Here is an 18,742-nt window from a genome sequence, read left to right as displayed (position 1 = left end):
TCATCGGAGCGCTGCGGGCCTCGCTGAAGGAGAACGAGCAGCTCAGAGCCCAGAACCGCGAGCTCGTCGCCGCAGCCTCCGAGCCGATCGCGATCGTGGGCATGGCCTGCCGCTACCCGGGTGGCGTGACGAGCCCGGAGGACCTGTGGCGGTTGGTGGAGAACGGGGTCGACGCCATCACCGACTTCCCCACCAACCGGGGATGGGACGTCGAACGGCTCCACGACCCCACCGGCGTCGAACCCCGCACCACCTACAGCCGCCAGGGCGGTTTCCTGCACGAGGCAGGGGATTTCGACCCCGGTTTCTTCGGGATCAGCCCGAACGAAGCCGCCACGATGGACCCGCAGCAGCACCTGCTGCTGGAAACCTCCTGGGAGGCCTTCGAGCGCGCGGGCCTCGACCCCGCCGCGCTGCGCGGCAGCCGGACCGGCGTGTTCGTCGGGATGATGTACCACGACTACCCGGCCAACGCGAACTCCGGCTCGGTCGCCTCCGGCCGGCTCTCCTACGTCTACGGGTTCGAAGGTCCGGCCGTCACGGTGGACACCGCGTGCTCGTCGTCGCTGGTGTCGCTGCATGCGGCGGTGCGGTCGCTGCGCTCGGGGGAGTGCGAGCTGGCGCTGGCCGGTGGTGTCACGGTGATGGCGACGCCCGAGGCGTTCATCGAGTTCAGCAAGCAGCGGGGCCTGTCGGCGGACGGCCGGTGCCGGTCCTTCGCCGACTCCGCTGACGGAACGTCCTGGTCAGAAGGCGTCGGCGTGCTCGTCGTCGAGCGGCTGTCGGACGCGCGTCGCAACGGCCACCAGGTGCTCGCCGTGGTCCGGGGGAGCGCGGTCAACTCCGACGGCGCGTCCAGCGGGCTCACCGCGCCCAACGGCCCGGCGCAGCGGCGGGTGATCCGCCAGGCGCTGGCGAACGCGCGGATCTCGGCAGATCAGGTCGACGCCGTGGAGGGCCACGGCACCGGCACGTCGCTGGGCGACCCGATCGAGGCCCAAGCGCTGCTCGGGACCTACGGTGCCGACCGGCCCGCCGAACGTCCGCTGTGGCTGGGTTCGCTGAAGTCCAACATCGGGCACGCCCAGGCCGCCTCCGGCGTGGGCGGGGTCATCAAGATGGTGATGGCGCTGCGTCACGGGGTTCTGCCGCCGACCCTGCACGTCGACGAGCCCAGCAGCCGGGTCGACTGGTCGGCGGGTGGCGTCCGGCTCCTGCGGGAACCGGTGCGCTGGCCGGAGACCGGCGCCCCGCGCCGCGCCGGAGTGTCGTCGTTCGGCATCAGCGGCACCAACGCGCACGTCATCCTGGAGCTGGCGCCTGCGGAGGAGGACGTCGCCGACGAGCGGATTCCCGCACCGGTGATCCCGTGGGTCCTGTCGGCGAAAACCGCTGATGCGCTGCGTGATCGTGCTCGCGATCTGTCCGAAGTGGTGGAACACCCGGTGGACGTCGGGTTCTCGCTGGCGACTTCGGGCGCGCTGTTCGAGCACCGCGCCGTCGCCTTCGGCACCGAACTCCCGGAGCCGGCCTCCGGGCTGGAGGCGCTGGCCCGCGGCGGGGACGCCCCGGGCGTGGTGTCGGGCCGGGCCATCACCGGGTCGACCGGCGCGGTGTTCTCCGGGCAGGGCGCGCAGTGGGCCGGCATGGGTGCCGACCTGCACGCCGCCTTTCCCGCGTTCGCAGCGGCTTTCGACGAGATCACCGAACTGCTCGCGCCGCTGGTGGGCCGCTCACCGCGCGAGGTGATCTTCGGCGAGGCCGGGGACGATCTGCTGGACGAGACCCTGTTCGCGCAGGCCGGCCTGTTCGCGTTCGAGGTGTCCCTGCACCGGCTGCTGGAGTCCTGGGGCGTCCGTCCCGACGTGGTGGCCGGGCACTCGATCGGTGAGATCGCCGCCGCCCACGTGGCAGGCGTCCTGTCGCTGCACGACGCCTGCGCCCTGGTGGCCGCGCGCGGCCGGTTGATGCAGGACCTCCCGGCCGGTGGTGCGATGGTCGCGATCGGCGCCGCGGAGCACGACGTGCGTCCGCTGCTGCCGGAGCACGTGGCCATCGCGGCCGTCAACGGCCCGGCGTCGGTCGTCGTCTCCGGCGCCGAGGACGCCGTGCGCGCGGTCGCCGAGCGCTGCCAGGAGCGGGGATGGCGCACCCGCGGGCTGCGGGTCTCGCACGCCTTCCACTCCCCGCTGATGGACCCGATGCTCGCGGCCTTCGAGGCCGAGATCCGCGGCCTGTCGTTCCACCGCCCGCAGGTTCCGCTGGTGTCGTCGGTGACCGGGGCGCAGATCACCGACGAGATGTCCGACCCCGGGTACTGGGTCCGGCAGGTGCGCGACACCGTGCGCTTCGCCGACGCGGTCACGACCATGCGCGAGCTGGGCGCGTCCCGGTTCGCGGAGGTCGGGCCCGACGCGGCCCTCACGCCCATGGTCCTGGAGGCGCTGGAGCACTCCGGCGGTGTCGCCGCGTTCCCGCTCGGCAGGCGCCACCGGACCGAGCGCATGACCGCGGTCACCGGGCTGGCCGGGCTGTTCTGCGCGGGCACCGACGTGGACTGGGCGGCCTTCCACCGCGACCGCGGGGCGCGCCGCATCGACCTGCCGACCTACCCCTTCCAGCACGAGCGGTTCTGGCTGGACCCCCGCGAGCACCTGGCCCACTCGTGGCTGGGTGGCGACATCGGCGGTCTGGCCGCCCACGGCGTCGACACCGCCGAACACCCGCTGCTGGGTGCCGTGGTCGAACAGCCCGACTCCGACGGAGTCACCTTCACCGGCGCGCTGTCCACGAAAACCCTTCCCTGGCTGGCCGATCACGTCGTGCTCGGCTCGGTCCTCCTGCCGGGAACCGGTTTCGCGGAGCTGGCCCTGCACGCCGCCCAGCGCGTGGACTGCGACGTCGTCGACGAGCTCACCCTCCGCGCGCCCCTGGAGATCCCGGCGGACGGCGCGGTCTGGATCCAGGTGGCCGTCGCGGGCGCCGACGAGTCCGGCAGGCGCAGGCTGACCGTGCACGCGCGCCCGGACGGCGAGTCCCCGTGGACGGTGCACGCCGAAGGATCCGTGGTCCTGGGCGGTGCGGTACCCGACTTCGACTTCGCCGAATGGCCTCCGCCGCAGGTGGATCCGATCGAGCTCGACGCGGCCTACGAGGTGCTCGCCGACGCCGGCTACGCCTACGGCCCGGCCTTCCAGGGCCTGCGCTCGGCGTGGCGCCGAGGCGACGAGCTGTTCGCCGAGGTGCGGCTCGACGACGCCGATGTCGCTGCGGCATCGGACTACGGCGTCCACCCCGCCCTGCTCGATGCCGCCCTGCACGTCTCGCTGATCGGCCGGGGCGCCGACGAAGGCGTGTCCTTGCCGTTCGTGTGGAACGGCTTGTCGCTGCACGCGACCGGGGCCTCCGCCGTCCGCGTGCGGATGGTGCTGGAGGGGCCCGGCAGCGTCTCGCTGCAGCTGGCCGACGAGCTGGGCCGTCCGGTGCTGGCGGTGGACAACCTCGTCGGCCGCGAGGTGACGGCGGAACAGCTCGGCTCGCAGCGGGTTTCGGACTCGCTGTTCGGGCTGGAATGGACCTCCCGGCCGCTTCCCGCACCCGGGCCGCTGAACTGGTCGGTGATCGGCAGCGAGGACCTCGACGCACCGGTTCTCGCCGATCTGCCCGAATTCGGCGAGGACGTGCCGGACATCGTCGCCCTGGTCTGCCCGAGCACCTCCGGACAGGTGCTCGACGGCGCCCGCGACGTCTGCGGGTCCGTGCTGGAGACCGTGCAGCGGTGGCTCGCCGACGAGCGCTTCAGCCGGTCCCGCCTGGTCGTGGTGACCAGGGGAGCGGTCGCCGACGAGAACGCCATCGACCTAGGTCAAGCCCCGGTGTGGGGCCTCGTCCGGGCCGCTGAGGCCGAGAACCCCGGGCGGTTCCAGCTCCTCGACGTCGACGACCTCGCCCACGTCGGCGCCGCGGTCGCGGTCGGTGAGCCGGAAGCGGCGGTGCGCGACGGCGAACTGCGGGTCCCGCGCCTGACCGGCACCTCGACCGCGGCGACCGCACCGGAGCTGCGCGAGGGCACCGTGCTCGTCACCGGCGGCACCGGTGGGTTCGGGGCTCTGCTGGCCCGGCACCTGGTCCACGCGCACGACGTGCGCCACCTACTGCTGACCAGCCGCCGAGGCGCGGACGCGCCCGGGGCGGAGCGGCTGCGCGCCGAACTCGCCGAGCGAGGAGCCTCGGTCACCTTCGCCGCCTGCGACGTCGCCGACCGCGACGCCCTCGCCCGGTTGCTGGAGGACGTTCCCGCCGAGCACCCGCTCGTCGGCGTCGTCCACGCGGCCGGCGTCAGCGACAACGGCGTGATCGAGTCGATGAACCCGCACCGGCTCGACAGCGTGTTCCGCCCGAAGGCCGACGCGGCGTGGCACCTGCACGAGCTGACGGCCGAGGCCGACCTGGCGATGTTCGTGCTGATCTCCTCGGCAGGCGGCCTGGTGCTCAGCGCCGGGCAGGCGAACTACGCGGCGGCCAACGTCTTCCTGGACGCCCTCGCCGCGCACCGCCGCCGCCACGGCCTGCCCGCGACGTCGCTGGACTACGGCGTGCTCGACATCGGCGACGGGCTCAGCACCGGGCTCGCGCAGAGCGACTGGGACCGGATGCGCGAGCAGGGCTACCTGCCGCTGTCGGGCGAGGACGGGCTCGCCCTGTTCGACGCCGCGCTGGCATCCGATTCCGCGCAGCTCGTCCCGCTGCGCCTGGCCACCGGTGCGCTGCGGTCGCGCGGCGGCGAGATCCCCGCGCTGCTGCGCGGTCTCGTGCGCGCACCGGCGCGCCAGGCCGCCCGGACCTCCTCGCTCGCCGGGGCGTTCGCGGGCCTGTCCGGCGCGGACCGGCGAACCGCGTTCCTCGACCTGGTCCGCTCCACCGCGGCGTCGGTGCTCGGGCACGCCTCCTCGGCTGCGGTCGAACCCGAACGCGCCTTCCAGGAGCTCGGTTTCGACTCGCTGAGCGCCGTGGAGTTCCGCAACCGGCTCGCCGCGGCCACCGGGCTGCACCTGCCCGCCACGCTCGTCTTCGACCACCCCACGCCGCTGGCCGTCGTGGAGCACCTGGACGACGACCTGAGCGGGGTCGTTCGCGACGAGGTGGTCACCGCCCGCCACGGCGTCGACGATCCGATCGCGGTCGTGTCGCTGAGCTGCCGCTACCCGGGAGGGGCGAACAGCCCCGAGGAGCTGTGGCAGCTGCTGCTCGACGGCGGCGACGCCACGACCGACCTACCCACCGACCGCGGGTGGGACGTGGAGCGCATCTTCGACCCGGAACCGGGCAAGATCGGCCGCACCTACGTCTCCACCGGCGGTTTCATCGACGACGCGACGCGGTTCGACCCCGGATTCTTCGGCATCTCCCCGGCCGAGGCGACCCAGACCGACCCGCAGCAGCGGGTGATGCTCGAAGTCGCGTGGGAAGCCGTCGAGCGCGCGGGGATCGACCCGCGCTCGCTGAAGGGCAGCCGGACCGGGGTGTTCGCCGGGGTGATGTACCACGACTACGCGCGCGGTACGGACTCGGCGAGCACCAGCGGTGGCAGCCTGGTCTCCGGCCGGGTCGCCTACACCCTCGGGCTGGAAGGCCCTGCGCTGTCGGTGGACACGGCGTGCTCGTCGTCGCTGGTGGCGCTGCACCTGGCCGTGCAGTCGCTGCGCTCCGGCGAGTGCGATCTCGCCCTCGCCGGCGGTGTGACGGTGATGTCCACGCCGGAGCCCTTCACCATCTTCGGGCGGCTGCGCGGCCTGGCACCGGATGGCCGGTGCAAGCCGTTCTCCGATTCCGCCGACGGGATGGGCTGGTCGGAAGGCGCGGGCGTCCTCGCGCTGGAACGCCTCTCCGACGCCCGCCGCAACGGCCGCGAGGTGCTCGCGGTGGTGCGGGGCTCGGCGGTCAACTCCGACGGCGCGTCGAACGGGTTGACCGCCCCGAACGGTCCCGCGCAGCAGCGGGTGATCCGCCAGGCCATCGCCACCGCGGGACTGCGTCCGTCCGATGTGGACGCAGTGGAGGCGCACGGCACCGGAACCCCGCTGGGCGACCCGATCGAGGCCCAAGCGCTGATGGCGACCTACGGCGAGGACCGCAAGCAGCCGCTGCTGCTGGGCGCGCTGAAGTCCAACATCGGGCACGCGCAGGCCGCCGCGGGCGTGGGTGGGGTCATCAAGATGGTGCTCGCGCTGCGCCACGGCCTGCTGCCCAGGACGCTGCACGCCGACGAGCCGAGCAGCCAGGTCGACTGGTCCACCGGCGGGGTCCGGCTGCTGACCGAGCCGACGCCGTGGCCGGACGCGGACCGCTCGCACCGGGCCGGGGTGTCGTCGTTCGGCATCAGCGGCACCAACGCGCACATCATCCTCGAACAGGCCCCGCGCGCCGACCCTCCGGCCGAGGTGAGGGACGAGCCCACCGCGGTGGTGCCGTGGGTGCTGTCGGCGCGATCGCACCAGGCGCTGCTCGCGCAGGCCGCGCGGCTCCGCGACGCCGAGGTGCCGGAGGCCGAACCGGTGGACGTCGGGTATTCGCTGGTGACCTCGCGGACGTCCTTCGAGAACCGGGCCGTCGTGCTCGGGACCGACCGCGCCGCGCTGCGCGCCGCGCTGGACTCGCTGATCGCCGAGCGCCCGGACGACCGCGTCGTCCAGGGCGTCACCGCACCCGTCGGCAAGACCGCCTTCGTCTTCCCCGGGCAGGGCTCCCAGTGGGCCGGCATGGGCCGCGAGTTGCTGGGACGGTCGGCGGCGTTCGACGAGCGGATCGACGAGTGCGCCGCGGCGCTGGAGCCGTTCGTCGACTGGTCGCTGCACGACGTGCTCCGGGAAGCCGATGGCGCGCCCTCGCTGGACCGCGTCGACGTGGTGCAGCCGGTGCTGTGGGCGACGATGGTTTCGCTCGCGCACCTGTGGCGCTCGCTGGGCGTGGAACCCGCTGCGGTGGTGGGACATTCGCAGGGCGAGATCGCGGCCGCGGTGGTGTCCGGTGCGCTGAGCCTCGCCGACGGCGCCCGCGTGGTCGCCCTCCGCAGCCTCGCCGTCGCCGACTCCTTGTCGGGGCGCGGCGGGATGCTCTCGGTCGCGCTGCCCGAAGCCGAGCTGAGCAGCCGGCTCGACCGGTGGGGCGAGCGGCTGTCGGTGGCCGTGGTCAACGCGTCGCACTCGGCGGTCGTCGCCGGTGAGGACGCGGCGCTGGACGAGTTGGCCGCCGAGTGCGAGGCCGAGGGCGTCCGCACCCGGCGGGTCACCGTCGACTACGCCTCGCACAGCGCGCAGGTGGAAGCCATCCGCGACCGCGTGCTCACCGAGCTCTCCGGCCTCCAGCCGCGTTCCGCCGCCGTGCCGTTCTACTCGACAGTCACCGGCGGCCTCCTCGACACCGCCGGTCTCGACGCCCACTACTGGTACGAGAACCTGCGCAGGACAGTGCGTTTCGAGCCGACCACGCGACTCCTGCTGGCCGACGGGCACGACGTGTTCATCGAGCCCAGCGCGCACCCCGTGCTGACCAGCCCCGTCGAGCAGACGATCGAGGACGCGGGAGCTGAGGGCGTCGTCCTGGGCTCGTTGCGGCGGGGGAGCGGCGGCTGGGGCCAGCTGCTGACCTCGGTCGCCCAAGCCCACGTCCGCGGGGTCCGGGTCGACTGGGCGGCCCTGTTCGCGGGCACGGACGCGCGGCGGGTCTCCTTGCCCACCTACGCCTTCCAGCGGCAGCGCTACTGGGAGGACCCGATCGAACACGGGGTGGCCGCCGACCCGGTGGACTCCGCGCTGTGGGAGCTCGTCGAGGGCGGCGACCTGGCCTCGGCGCTGGACCTCGACGCCGAGACCGCCACCGCCGTGGCACCCGCGCTGGCCTCCTGGCGCGAGCGCTCGCGCGCGCAGGCCGCGGTGGATTCCTGGCGGTACCGGGAAACCTGGGTGCCGGCGCCCGCCGCGACCGGTCCACGCGGGACCTGGCTGCTCGTCGCCTCGGCCGGTTCTCCGGAAGCCGACTGGGCGTCGGCCGCGCTGGGAGCGCACGCCGAGGTGCTCCGGCTGGACGTCGGCGACGACGACCGGCCCGCGCTGGCGGACCGGCTCACGCAGCTGCCGCACCCGGCGGGCGTGGTGTCGCTGCTGGGCACCTCGGAGACCGCCCGTCCCGTGCACGCGTCGAGCCCGGCCGGACTGGTCTCCACGCTGCTGCTCGTGCAGGCGCTCGGTGACGCCGGCATCACCGCGCCGCTGTGGTGCGTCACCAGGGCGGCGATGTCGACCGGCGAGTCCGACCCGGTGCTCCACCCGGTGCAGTCGGCCCTGTGGGGATTCGGCCGGGTCGCCGCGCTCGACCTGCCGGACCGGTGGGGCGGGCTGATCGACCTGCCCGAGGACCTGGACGACTCGGTAGCGCAGCACTTCGCAGCCGCGTTCGCGGGCGGCGAGGACCAGGTCGCGGTGCGCTCGTCCAGCGCCTTCGGCCGGCGCCTGTCGCGCGCCCCGCGACCAGCGCGCCGGGGGGAGTGGCGAGCGCGAGGCACCGTCCTGATCACCGGCGGGACCGGTGCGCTGGGCGGCCAGGTCGCACGATGGGTGATCGACCGAGGAGCCGAGCACGTCCTGCTGGTGAGCCGCCGGGGTCTCGGAGCGCCGGGCGCCCCGCAACTGCGCGACGAGCTGGAGGCGCTGGGCGCCCGGGTCACCGTCGAGCCCTGCGACGTCTCGGACCGCGACGCGCTGGCGGGCGTGCTCGCGCGCGTGCCGGACGACTGCCCGCTGACCGCGGTGGTGCACGCCGCCGCGCACGGCGAGGGCGACGCGCCGGTCGACCTCCTCGAAGCCAACGACCTCGACGGTGCCCTTCGCGCGAAGATGACCTCCGCGCGGCACCTGCACGAGCTCACCGCGGAGCTGGACCTGGACGCTTTCGTGCTGTTCTCCTCGGGTGCCGCGAGCTGGGGTAGCGGTGGCCAGTCCGCGTACGCCGCTGCCAACGCCTACCTGGACGGGCTCGCGCTGCACCGGCGCGGCCTGGGCCTGGCCGCGACCTCGATCGCGTGGGGCGCCTGGGCCGGGTCCGGGCTGGCCACCGACCCGGAGCGCGCCGAGCTGATGCGGCGCGTCGGCGTGCGGCCGATGGACCCGCAGCAGGCGCTGCTGGTGCTGCAGCACGCCGTCGGCGACGGGTCGACGACCCTCACCGCGACCGACACCGACTGGCAGCGGTTCGCCCCGAGCTTCACCGCCGGACGCCCGAGCCCGCTGCTGACGGGAATCCCGGAGGCCCGGCGGGCGCTGGAGGATGACGCCGACGCGCACCAGGCCGCCGGTGCCTCCGGCCTGGTGCGGCGGCTCACCGGTCTCTCCGAGCCCGAGCGGGACCGAGTGCTGCTCGACCTGGTGCGGGCCGAGGCCGGGCGGGCGCTCGGTTACACCGACCCGGGCGAGCTGCCCGTCGACAGGGCGTTCCGCGAGCTCGGCTTCGACTCGGTGACGGCCGTCGACGTCCGCAACCGGCTCAGGGCGGCGACCGGGCTCGCGTTGCCGACCACGCTGGTCTTCGACCACCCGACCGCGAAAGCCGTGGTCGCGCACCTGCGCACAGCGCTGCTCGGCGGCGGCGATGCGGTCGCGGTCCCGGTCGTCGGCACCGGGGTGTCCGACGACCCGATCGCGATCGTGGGCATGGGATGCCGCTATCCGGGTGGGGTGTCCTCGCCCGAGCAGCTGTGGGACGTGGTGGCCGAGGGCCGCGACGTGATCGGGTCGTTCCCCGCCGACCGCGGCTGGGATCTGGATCGGATGGACAGCGCCACCTCGCAGGGCGGTTTCCTCGCCGACGTCGGCGGTTTCGACGCCGGGTTCTTCGGCATCTCGCCGCGCGAGGCGCTGGCGATGGACCCGCAGCAGCGGCTGCTGCTGGAGGTCTCGTGGGAGGCATTGGAGCGCGCGGGCATCGACCCGGGGGCGCTGCGGGGCAGCCGGACCGGTGTGTTCACCGGGACCACCGACCAGGACTACGGCGACCTGCTCACCCGCTCCCACGCGCGCGAGGAATTCCAGCTCTACGCCACCACGGCGTTCTCGGCGAGCGTGCTCTCGGGCCGGATCTCCTACCTGCTGGGCATGGAGGGCCCCGCGATCACCGTGGACACGGCGTGCTCGTCGTCGCTGGTGGCGCTGCACCTGGCCGCGCAGTCCCTGCGCCAGGGCGAGTGCGACCTCGCCCTGGCGGGTGGCGTGCGGGTGATGGCGACGCCGAACGCGTTCGCCGCGTTCACCTGGCAGGGAGGTTTGGCGCCGGACGGCCGCTGCAAGGCGTTCGCCGACGCCGCCGACGGCACGGGCTGGTCCGAAGGCGCCGGGATGCTGGCGCTGGAGCGGTTGTCGGACGCCCGTCGCCACGGCCACCGCGTGCTGGCGGTGGTGCGGGGTTCGGCGGTGAACTCCGACGGCGCGTCGAACGGGCTGACGGCGCCGAACGGCCCGTCGCAGCAGCGGGTGATCCGCCAGGCGCTGGCCAACTCGGGCCTGCAACCGTCCGATGTGGACGTGGTGGAGGCGCACGGCACCGGAACCACGCTCGGGGACCCGATCGAGGCGCAGGCCGTGCTCGCCACCTACGGCCAGGACCGGGACGCACCGGTCCTGCTGGGGTCGATCAAGTCCAACATCGGACACGCGCAGTCGGCGGGCGGTGTCGCCGGGGTGATGAAGGTGGTCGCGGCGATGCAGCGCGGCCTGGTGCCGCGCACGCTGCACGTCGACGAGCCGTCATCCTCAGTGGACTGGACTTCTGGTTCGGTGGAACTCCTCGTGTCGCAACGGGAATGGCCGGACACGGGACCCGAGCGCCGTGCCGGTGTGTCCTCGTTCGGGGTCAGCGGCACCAACGCGCACGTGATCGTCGAATCCGCCCCGCATCCCGAGGATCAGGCGGAGGAGCCTGCCCTCGTGCCCGACGTCATACCGTGGGTCGTGTCGGCGCGGTCCGAACCCGCCCTGGCGGCGCAGCTGGAGCGGGTCGAGGCGTTCGTGCGCGACCACGCCGATCTCTCGCCCGTCGACGTCGGCTTCTCGCTCGCCCGATCGCGTTCGTCCTTCGAGCACCGCGCGGTCCTGCTGGCCTCGGCAACGGGCGTGGTGGAGGCGGCGCGCGGTGTGGCCGGGGAGCGGTCGCTGGGTGTGCTGTTCGCGGGGCAGGGTTCGCAGCGGCTGGGGATGGGTCGGGAGCTCTACGACCGTTTCCCGGTGTTCGCCGAGGCCCTGGACTGCGTGCTGGAGCAGCTGGACCCGGGTGTTCGGGACGTGATGTGGGGCCAGCACGCGGAGGCGCTGAACCAGACCGGGTTCGCGCAGCCCGCGCTGTTCGCCGTCGAGGTGGCGTTGTTCCGGCTAATCGAGTCCTTCGGTGTGCGTGCGGATCACGTCGCGGGGCATTCGATCGGTGAGATCGCGGCTGCGCACGTGGCCGGGGTGTTCTCGCTGGAGGACGCGTGCACGTTGATCAGCGCGCGGGCTCGGCTGATGCAGGCGCTGCCCGCGGGCGGTGCGATGGTCGCGGTGCAGGCCGGTGAGGACGAGGTGCTGCCGTACCTGGCCGAGGGCGTCTCTATCGCTGCGGTGAACGGCCCGAACTCGGTGGTGCTCGCCGGTGACGAGGACGACGTCCTGGAAGTGGCCGGGCGTTGGAAGTCTAGGCGTCTACTGGTCAGTCATGCGTTTCACTCATCGGCGATGGACCCGATGCTGGACGACTTCCGCGCTGCGATCAGCGGACTGTCCTTCCAGGAACCCGGCATTGCGATCGCCACCGACGGGGATGTGACCTCGCCGGAGTTCTGGGTGCGCCACGTGCGGAACACCGTTCGGTTCGCCGACCACGTGCGCTCCCTGGGCGACCGAGGGGTGAACGCGTTCCTGGAGCTCGGGCCGGACGGCGCCCTGACCGCCATGGCCACCGAATCCGCTGCGGAGGAAGCGGTTCTGGTCCCCGCGCAGCGCAAGGACCGCGACGCCGAGCCCGCGCTCGTCGAAGCTCTCGCCCGGCTGCACACGGCCGGCGTCGAGGTCGACTGGTCCGGGTGCTTCGCAGGCGCCGGCGCGCATCGGGTCGACCTGCCCACCTACCCCTTCCAACGCGAGCGCTACTGGCCGGAGCGGGTGGCGTCGAACCCCGATGACGACCTGTTCTGGGACCTGGTCGACAACGGTTCGCTGGCCGCCGAACTGGGCGTGGACGAGGAATCGGTCGCCGGACTGGTCCCCGCGCTGTCCTCCTGGCGCACCCGGCGCCGCACCCAAGCGCAGGTGGACTCCTGGTGCTACCAGGAGTCCTGGACCCCGTTGACCCCGTCCCCGGCGCCGGTGACCGGAACCTGGCTGGTCCTGGTGCCCGCCGAACTCGCCGACGACCCGTGGATCACCGCCGTCGTCGACTCCCTCGGCACGCAGGCCCTCGCCCTGGACATCCCCGAAGACCAGGGCCGCGGTGAGCTGGCCGAGCGACTCGCGGACCTGCCCGAGGTGTCCGGAGCGGTGTCGCTGCTCGGTGCGGCCGAATGGGACCTGACCGGGAACGCTCTGCTGGTGCAGGCGCTCGGCGACGCGGGTGTCGACGCCCGGATCTGGGCCATCACCCGCGCAGCGGTTTCCACCGGCGACGACGACCCGATCCGCGACCCGCAGCGCGCTGCCACGTGGGGCCTGGGTCGCGTCGCCGCGCTGGAGCTCCCCGGCCGGTGGGGCGGCCTGATCGACCTGCCCGACCAGCTCGACGAGAGGATCACCGAGCGCGTGACCGCGGTGCTGGCCTCGGGGACCGAGGACCAGGTGGCGGTGCGCGCCCAGGGCGCGTTCGGCCGAAGGCTGATCCCCGCGCCTCGCCACCAGCCTGCCTCGGGGCCGTTCACGGCCTCCGGGACCGTGCTCATCACCGGCGGCACCGGCGCGCTGGGTGCCGCCGTCGCGCGCGACCTGGCCGGACGCGGTGTCGACGAGCTCGTCCTCGTCAGCCGTCGCGGACCGCGAGCACCCGGCGCCGACGCTCTGCACGAGGAGCTGACCGGGCTGGGCGTGCGGGTCCGGATCGAGTCCTGCGACGTCGCCGACCGCGACGACCTCACCGCCCTGCTGGCCGGGGTGGAGCGGTTGTCCGGCGTGGTGCACACCGCCGGTGTCGTCGACGACGGCGTGCTGGAACAGCTGACACCGGAGCGCTTCGCCGGGGTGCTGCGCTCGAAGGTCGACTCCGCGCTGCTGCTCCACGAGCTCACCGGCGACCTGGACTTCTTCGTGCTGTTCTCGTCCGTGGCCGGTGCGGTGGGCAACCCCGGGCAGGCCAACTACGCGGCCGCCAACGCGGTCCTCGACGCGCTGGCGCAGTGGCGCCGGAGCGCCGGGAAGCCCGCCACCTCCCTCGCGTGGGGCGCCTGGGCAGGCAGCGGCATGGCCGCCGACGGCGAGGTCGCCGAGCGCCTGCAGCGGGCCGGCGCCGGGACGCTCGACCCGGAACTCGCGATCACCGCGCTGTGGCAGGCCGTCGCCCGCCCCTCCGCGACGACGGTCATCGCCGACCTGGTGCAACCGCGAACCCTGAGCAGCTTGCTGGAGATGCGCCCGCTGCCGCTGCTGTCCGAGCTGCCGGAAGCGCGGTCGGTGCTGGCCGCGCTCGAATCCGCCCGGCCCGACGCCGGAGCGACAGCCTTCACCACCCGGCTCCGGGAGCTGGACGAGGCCGCGCGGACCGAACTCGTGCTCGACCTGGTCCGCACCCGCGTCGCCGCGGTCCTCGGTCACGCCGCCCCCTCGGCGATCGGGCTGGACAAGGCGTTCCGGGACCTGGGTTTCGACTCGCTGACCGGTGTCGAGCTGCGCAACCAGCTCGCGCACGCCACCGGCCGGACGCTGGCCGCCGGCCTCGTCTACGACTACCCGACTCCTCGGGCGCTGGCCGAGCACCTGCTCGCCGCGCTGCTCGGGGACCGCTCCGCGATCGAGGTCGCGCACCGCCACGACCGGGTCGACGAGCCGATCGCGATCGTCGGCATGGCCTGCCGCTTCCCCGGCGGCGTCACCTCGCCGGAAGAGCTCTGGCAACTCCTGGTGGAGGGCCGCGACGCGATCGCCGGGTTCCCCACCGACCGGGGCTGGGACCTCGACGCGCTGCTGGGCTCCGGCGCGATCCCCGGCGAGGGCGGATTCCTGGCCGGGCAGGCGGAGTTCGACCCGCTGTTCTTCGGCATCTCGCCGCGCGAGGCGCTGGCCATGGACCCCCAGCAGCGCCTGCTGCTGGAGACGTCGTGGGAAGCCTTCGAACGCGCCGGGGTCGTCCCGGAATCCTTGCGCGGCAGCCGGACCGGCGTGTTCGTCGGCAGCACCATGCAGGACTACGCCACCGTGCTCACCGCCTCCGACCAGGACACCGGCGGGCACGCGCTGACCGGTGTCGCGGGCAGCGTGATCTCCGGGCGGCTCGCCTACACCTTCGGCTTCGAAGGCCCCGCCGTCACCGTGGACACCGCCTGCTCGTCCTCGCTGCTGGCGATGCACCTGGCCGCGCAGTCGCTGCACCGGGACGAGTGCGATCTGGCGCTGGCCGGTGGCGCCACGATCATGTCCACCCCGGCGACGATCGCCGAGCTGGAGCGGCAAGGGGCGTCCGCCCCCGATGGGCGCTGCAAGGCCTTCTCCGACGACGCCGACGGCGCCGGCTGGGCGGAAGGCGTCGGCGTGGTGGTGCTGGAGCGCCTGTCGGACGCGCGCCGCAACGGCCACGACGTGCTCGCGGTGGTGCGCGGTTCGGCGGTCAACCAGGACGGTGCGTCCAACGGCCTGACCGCCCCGAACGGGCCGTCGCAGCAGCGGGTGATCCGCCAGGCGCTGTCGTCGGCCGATCTGTCCACATCGGACGTTGACGCGATCGACGCGCACGGCACGGGAACCGCGCTGGGCGACCCGATCGAGGTGCAGGCGCTCGCGGCGACCTACGGCCAAGAACGCGAGCACCCGCTGCTGCTGGGCTCGATCAAGTCCAACATCGGGCACACCCAGGCCGCCGCGGGCGTGGCGAGCGTGATCAAGATGGTGCTGGCCCTGCGCCACGGAGTACTGCCGCGCACCCTGCACGCCGGCACGCCCTCCGCGCACGTGGACTGGTCGGCCTCCGGAGTTCAGGTGCTCAACGAACCCGCGGAGTGGCCGGAGGTCGCCCGGGCGCGGCGCGCGGCGGTGTCCTCCTTCGGCATCAGCGGCACCAATGCCCACCTCGTCCTGGAGCAGGCCGAAGCGGACGTCGAACCCTCGGCACCGGGCGTAACCCCGAGCGGGCTCGTCCCGTGGGTCGTGTCCGCGCGTTCCGAGTCCGCGGTGGACGAACAGCTCGACCGGATCGAGTCCTTCGCCGCCGAACACCCCGAGGTCTCCCCGGTCGACATCGGATCCTCGCTGCTGACCACGCGCTCGGTGTTCGAGAACCGCGCGGTGTCGCTGCGCCTCGACGGCGCGCCCGTCGGTGCCGTGCGCGGCGAGGTGGGCGAGGTCGGGCCGGGACCGGTCCTGGTGTTCCCCGGGCAGGGCACGCAGTGGCCGGGCATGGCACTGGAACTCCTGGAATCCTCGCCCGTCTTCGGGCGCGCCCTGCGCGAGTGCGACGAGGCGATCCACCCGCTGGCCGGGTGGTCGGTCCTGGAGGTGCTGCGCGACTCCGAGACCGAGGAGGGCGCGGCCGTCCTGGAGCGCATCGAGGTCCTGCAACCGGTGCTGTTCGCGGTGATGGTGTCGCTGGCGGAGCTCTGGGGCTCCTGCGGAGTCCGGCCCGCCGCCGTCGTCGGCCACTCGCAGGGCGAGATCGCCGCGGCCTGCGTCGCCGGGGCCCTGAGCGTGCAGGACGCGGCGCGCATCGTGGTGGTGCGCAGCCGGTTGTTCGCCGAAGAGCTGCAGGGCAAGGGCGGCGTGGCCTCCGTCGCGGCAGGCCGCGAGGCCGTCACCGCACTGCTGGAGGACTGGCCCGACCAGCTCGCGCTCGCCGGGATCAACGGGCCCGGCGCGGTCACCGTCGCCGGAGACCGGGACGCGCTGGAGGAGTTCCAGGCGGCCTGCGAGGCGCGGGACGTGCGGGCGCGGGTGGTCGCTCCGGTCGCCTCGCACTGCGCGCACGTCCAACCGCTGCGGGAGACGCTGCTGGAGGCGCTGTCGTCGGTGCGACCGCGCTCCACCGACATCCCGTTCTACTCCGCGGTGACCGCCACCCGGATCGACACCGCCGAGCTCGACGCCGAGTACTGGTTCCAGAACCTGCGCCGACCGGTGGACTTCGCCGGTGCCGTGGCCGCGCTCATGGCCGATGGGCACCGCGTGTTCATCGAACCCAGCGCGCACCCGGTGCTGACGATGCACGTGCAGCAGATGGCCGAGGACGCCGAGGTCGACGTGACGGCCGTGGGCACCCTGCGCCGCCGGCAGGGCGGGCCCGTCCGGTTCGCGACCTCGCTGGCCGAGGCGTACGTGCGGGGTGTCGACGTGGACTGGAGCGGGTCGTTCGACCGGACCGGTGCTCGCCGGGTCGACCTGCCCACCTACGCCTTCCAGCGGCAGCGACTCTGGCCGAAGCCCGCTGCGGCCGTCACCGCGGCCGACCCCGTGGACCACGCCTTCTGGGGCCTGGTCGAAGGCGGGGACCTCGGCTCGGCGCTGGGCCTGGACGAGGAGACCGCGGCCGCGATCACCCCCGCGCTGACGTCCTGGCGCCAGAACCAGCGAGCCCACTCGATCACCGGCGCCTGGCGGTACCAGGAGACCTGGGCCGCGCTGGCCGGATCCGCAGGCACGCCGTCGGGGACGTGGCTGGCCGTGGTGCCCGCCGGAGCGGCGGACACCTGGACGAGCTCGGCGCTCACCGCGCTGGGACCGGACGTGGTGCGGGTCGAGGTCAAGCCCGCCGCCGACCGCGACCAGTTCGCTGCCGACCTCGCCGAGGCCGCTCCGGAGGGCGTCGGGTTCGCCGGGGTGCTGTCGTTGCTGGGCGTGGACGAAGCGGCGCACCCGGTGTTCGGCGAGACCCCGATCGGCGTGCTCTCGACCCTGGCGCTGCTGCAGGCGCTGGGGGACCGGGGCATCGACGCACCGCTGTGGTGCGCGACCCGGCGAGCCGTGCAGGTCGGTGACTCCGACGCCCCTTGCAGTCCGGTTCAAACTGTGCTGTGGGGGATGGGACGCGTTGCGGCGCTGGAACTTCCGAGTCGGTGGGGCGGGTTGATCGACCTGCCCGATGAGCTCGACGAGCGGGTCCTGGAGCGGTTCGCCGGTGTGCTGGCGGATCCCGGCGACGAGGACCAGATCGCTGTGCGCTCCTCCGGCTCGTTCGGTCGGCGACTGAGCCGCGCCCCGCGCGGGCAGCGGAGCGGCGAGTGGCAGGTCAGCGGCACGGTGCTGATCACCGGCGGTACCGGCGGTCTGGGCGCCGAGGTGGCCCGCTCCGCGGTGAGCCGAGGAGCCGAGCACGTGGTGCTCCTCAGCCGCCGGGGTCCGGAAGCCCCTGGTGCAGAACAACTGCGGAACGAGCTGGAAGCGATCGGGGCCGAGGTCACGGTGCGGGCCTGCGACGTCGCCGACCGCGACGCGCTGGCCTCGGTGCTGGCGGAGATCCCGAGCGAGCAGCCCTTGCGCGGAATCGTGCACGCCGCAGGCATCTTCGACAGCGGGCTCGGGATCGACGAGCTCTCCGGCGAGGACTTCGACGGTGTCCTGCGGGCGAAGATGACTTCCGCGCGGCACCTGCACGAGCTCACCGCGGAGCTGGACCTGGACGCTTTCGTGCTGTTCTCGTCGGGTGCCGCGAGCTGGGGCAGCGGTGGCCAGTCCGCGTACGCCGCGGCCAACGCCTACCTCGACGGCCTGGCGCAGCACCGGCGCAGCACCGGGCTGCCGGCCACGTCGATCGCCTGGGGAGCGTGGGCAGGAGCGGGCAAGGCCGCCTCGGACGGCGAGGACGCCGAGCGCCTGCGCAAGCGAGGCGTGCTGCAGATGGACCCGGAGCTCGCGCTCATGGTGCTGCACCAGGCGGTGGCGGACGGGGACGCGACGCTGACCGTCGCCAACACCGAGTGGGAGCGGTTCGCGCCCAGCTTCACGGTCGGACGCCCGAGCCCGCTGCTGTCGGGCATCCCGGAAGCCCGGGAGGCCCTGGCCGAACCCGAGTCGGAGACCGACGAATCGGCGTTCGCGCAGCGCCTGACCGGCCTGCCCGAAGCGGAACGGGCGCGGTCCGTGCTGGAACTGGTGCGCGGAGAAGCCGCGGCGACGCTCGGATTCGCCGATGCCGAGTCGTTCCCCGCCAACCGGGCCTTCCGCGACGTCGGCTACGACTCGGTGACCGCCATCGAGCTCCGCAACCGGCTCAAGTCGGTCACCGGGCTCGCGCTGCCGGCGACGCTCGTGTTCGACCACCCGACACCCGCGGCCCTGGCCGGACACCTCCACGAACAACTCCTCCCCGGCGGTGGCGAAGCCGACGACCCGGACGCGCACGTCCGGGAAGCCCTGGCGGCGATCCCGATCAGCCGACTGCGCAAGGCGGGCTTGCTGGACCTCGTCCTGGGATTGGCCCAGGACGACGGCGAAACCGCCGACCCCTCGCCCGACGAGGGGGACTCGATCGACGAGATGGACGGCGAAAGCCTCCTGCGGCTGGCCACAGAGCACACCGCGAACTGAAAGACCCGGCG

The 18,742-nt window shown here is 73.6% G+C and carries 1 protein-coding gene; it reads left to right on the top strand.

Features of this window, described 5'->3' with window-relative positions:
- The first annotated feature begins 2 nt into the window (after window positions 1-2).
- Window positions 3-18,731, top strand: coding sequence for a type I polyketide synthase (locus ACYVF3_RS23325; protein WP_461156474.1), 18,729 nt, complete (start codon window positions 3-5; stop codon window positions 18,729-18,731).
- The last annotated feature ends 11 nt before the right edge of the window (window positions 18,732-18,742 follow it).

Source organism: Saccharopolyspora tripterygii, from assembly GCF_054778355.1.
The sequence above is the reverse complement of the archived record's forward strand: the minus strand, read 5'-3'. Positions and strand labels throughout refer to the sequence as shown.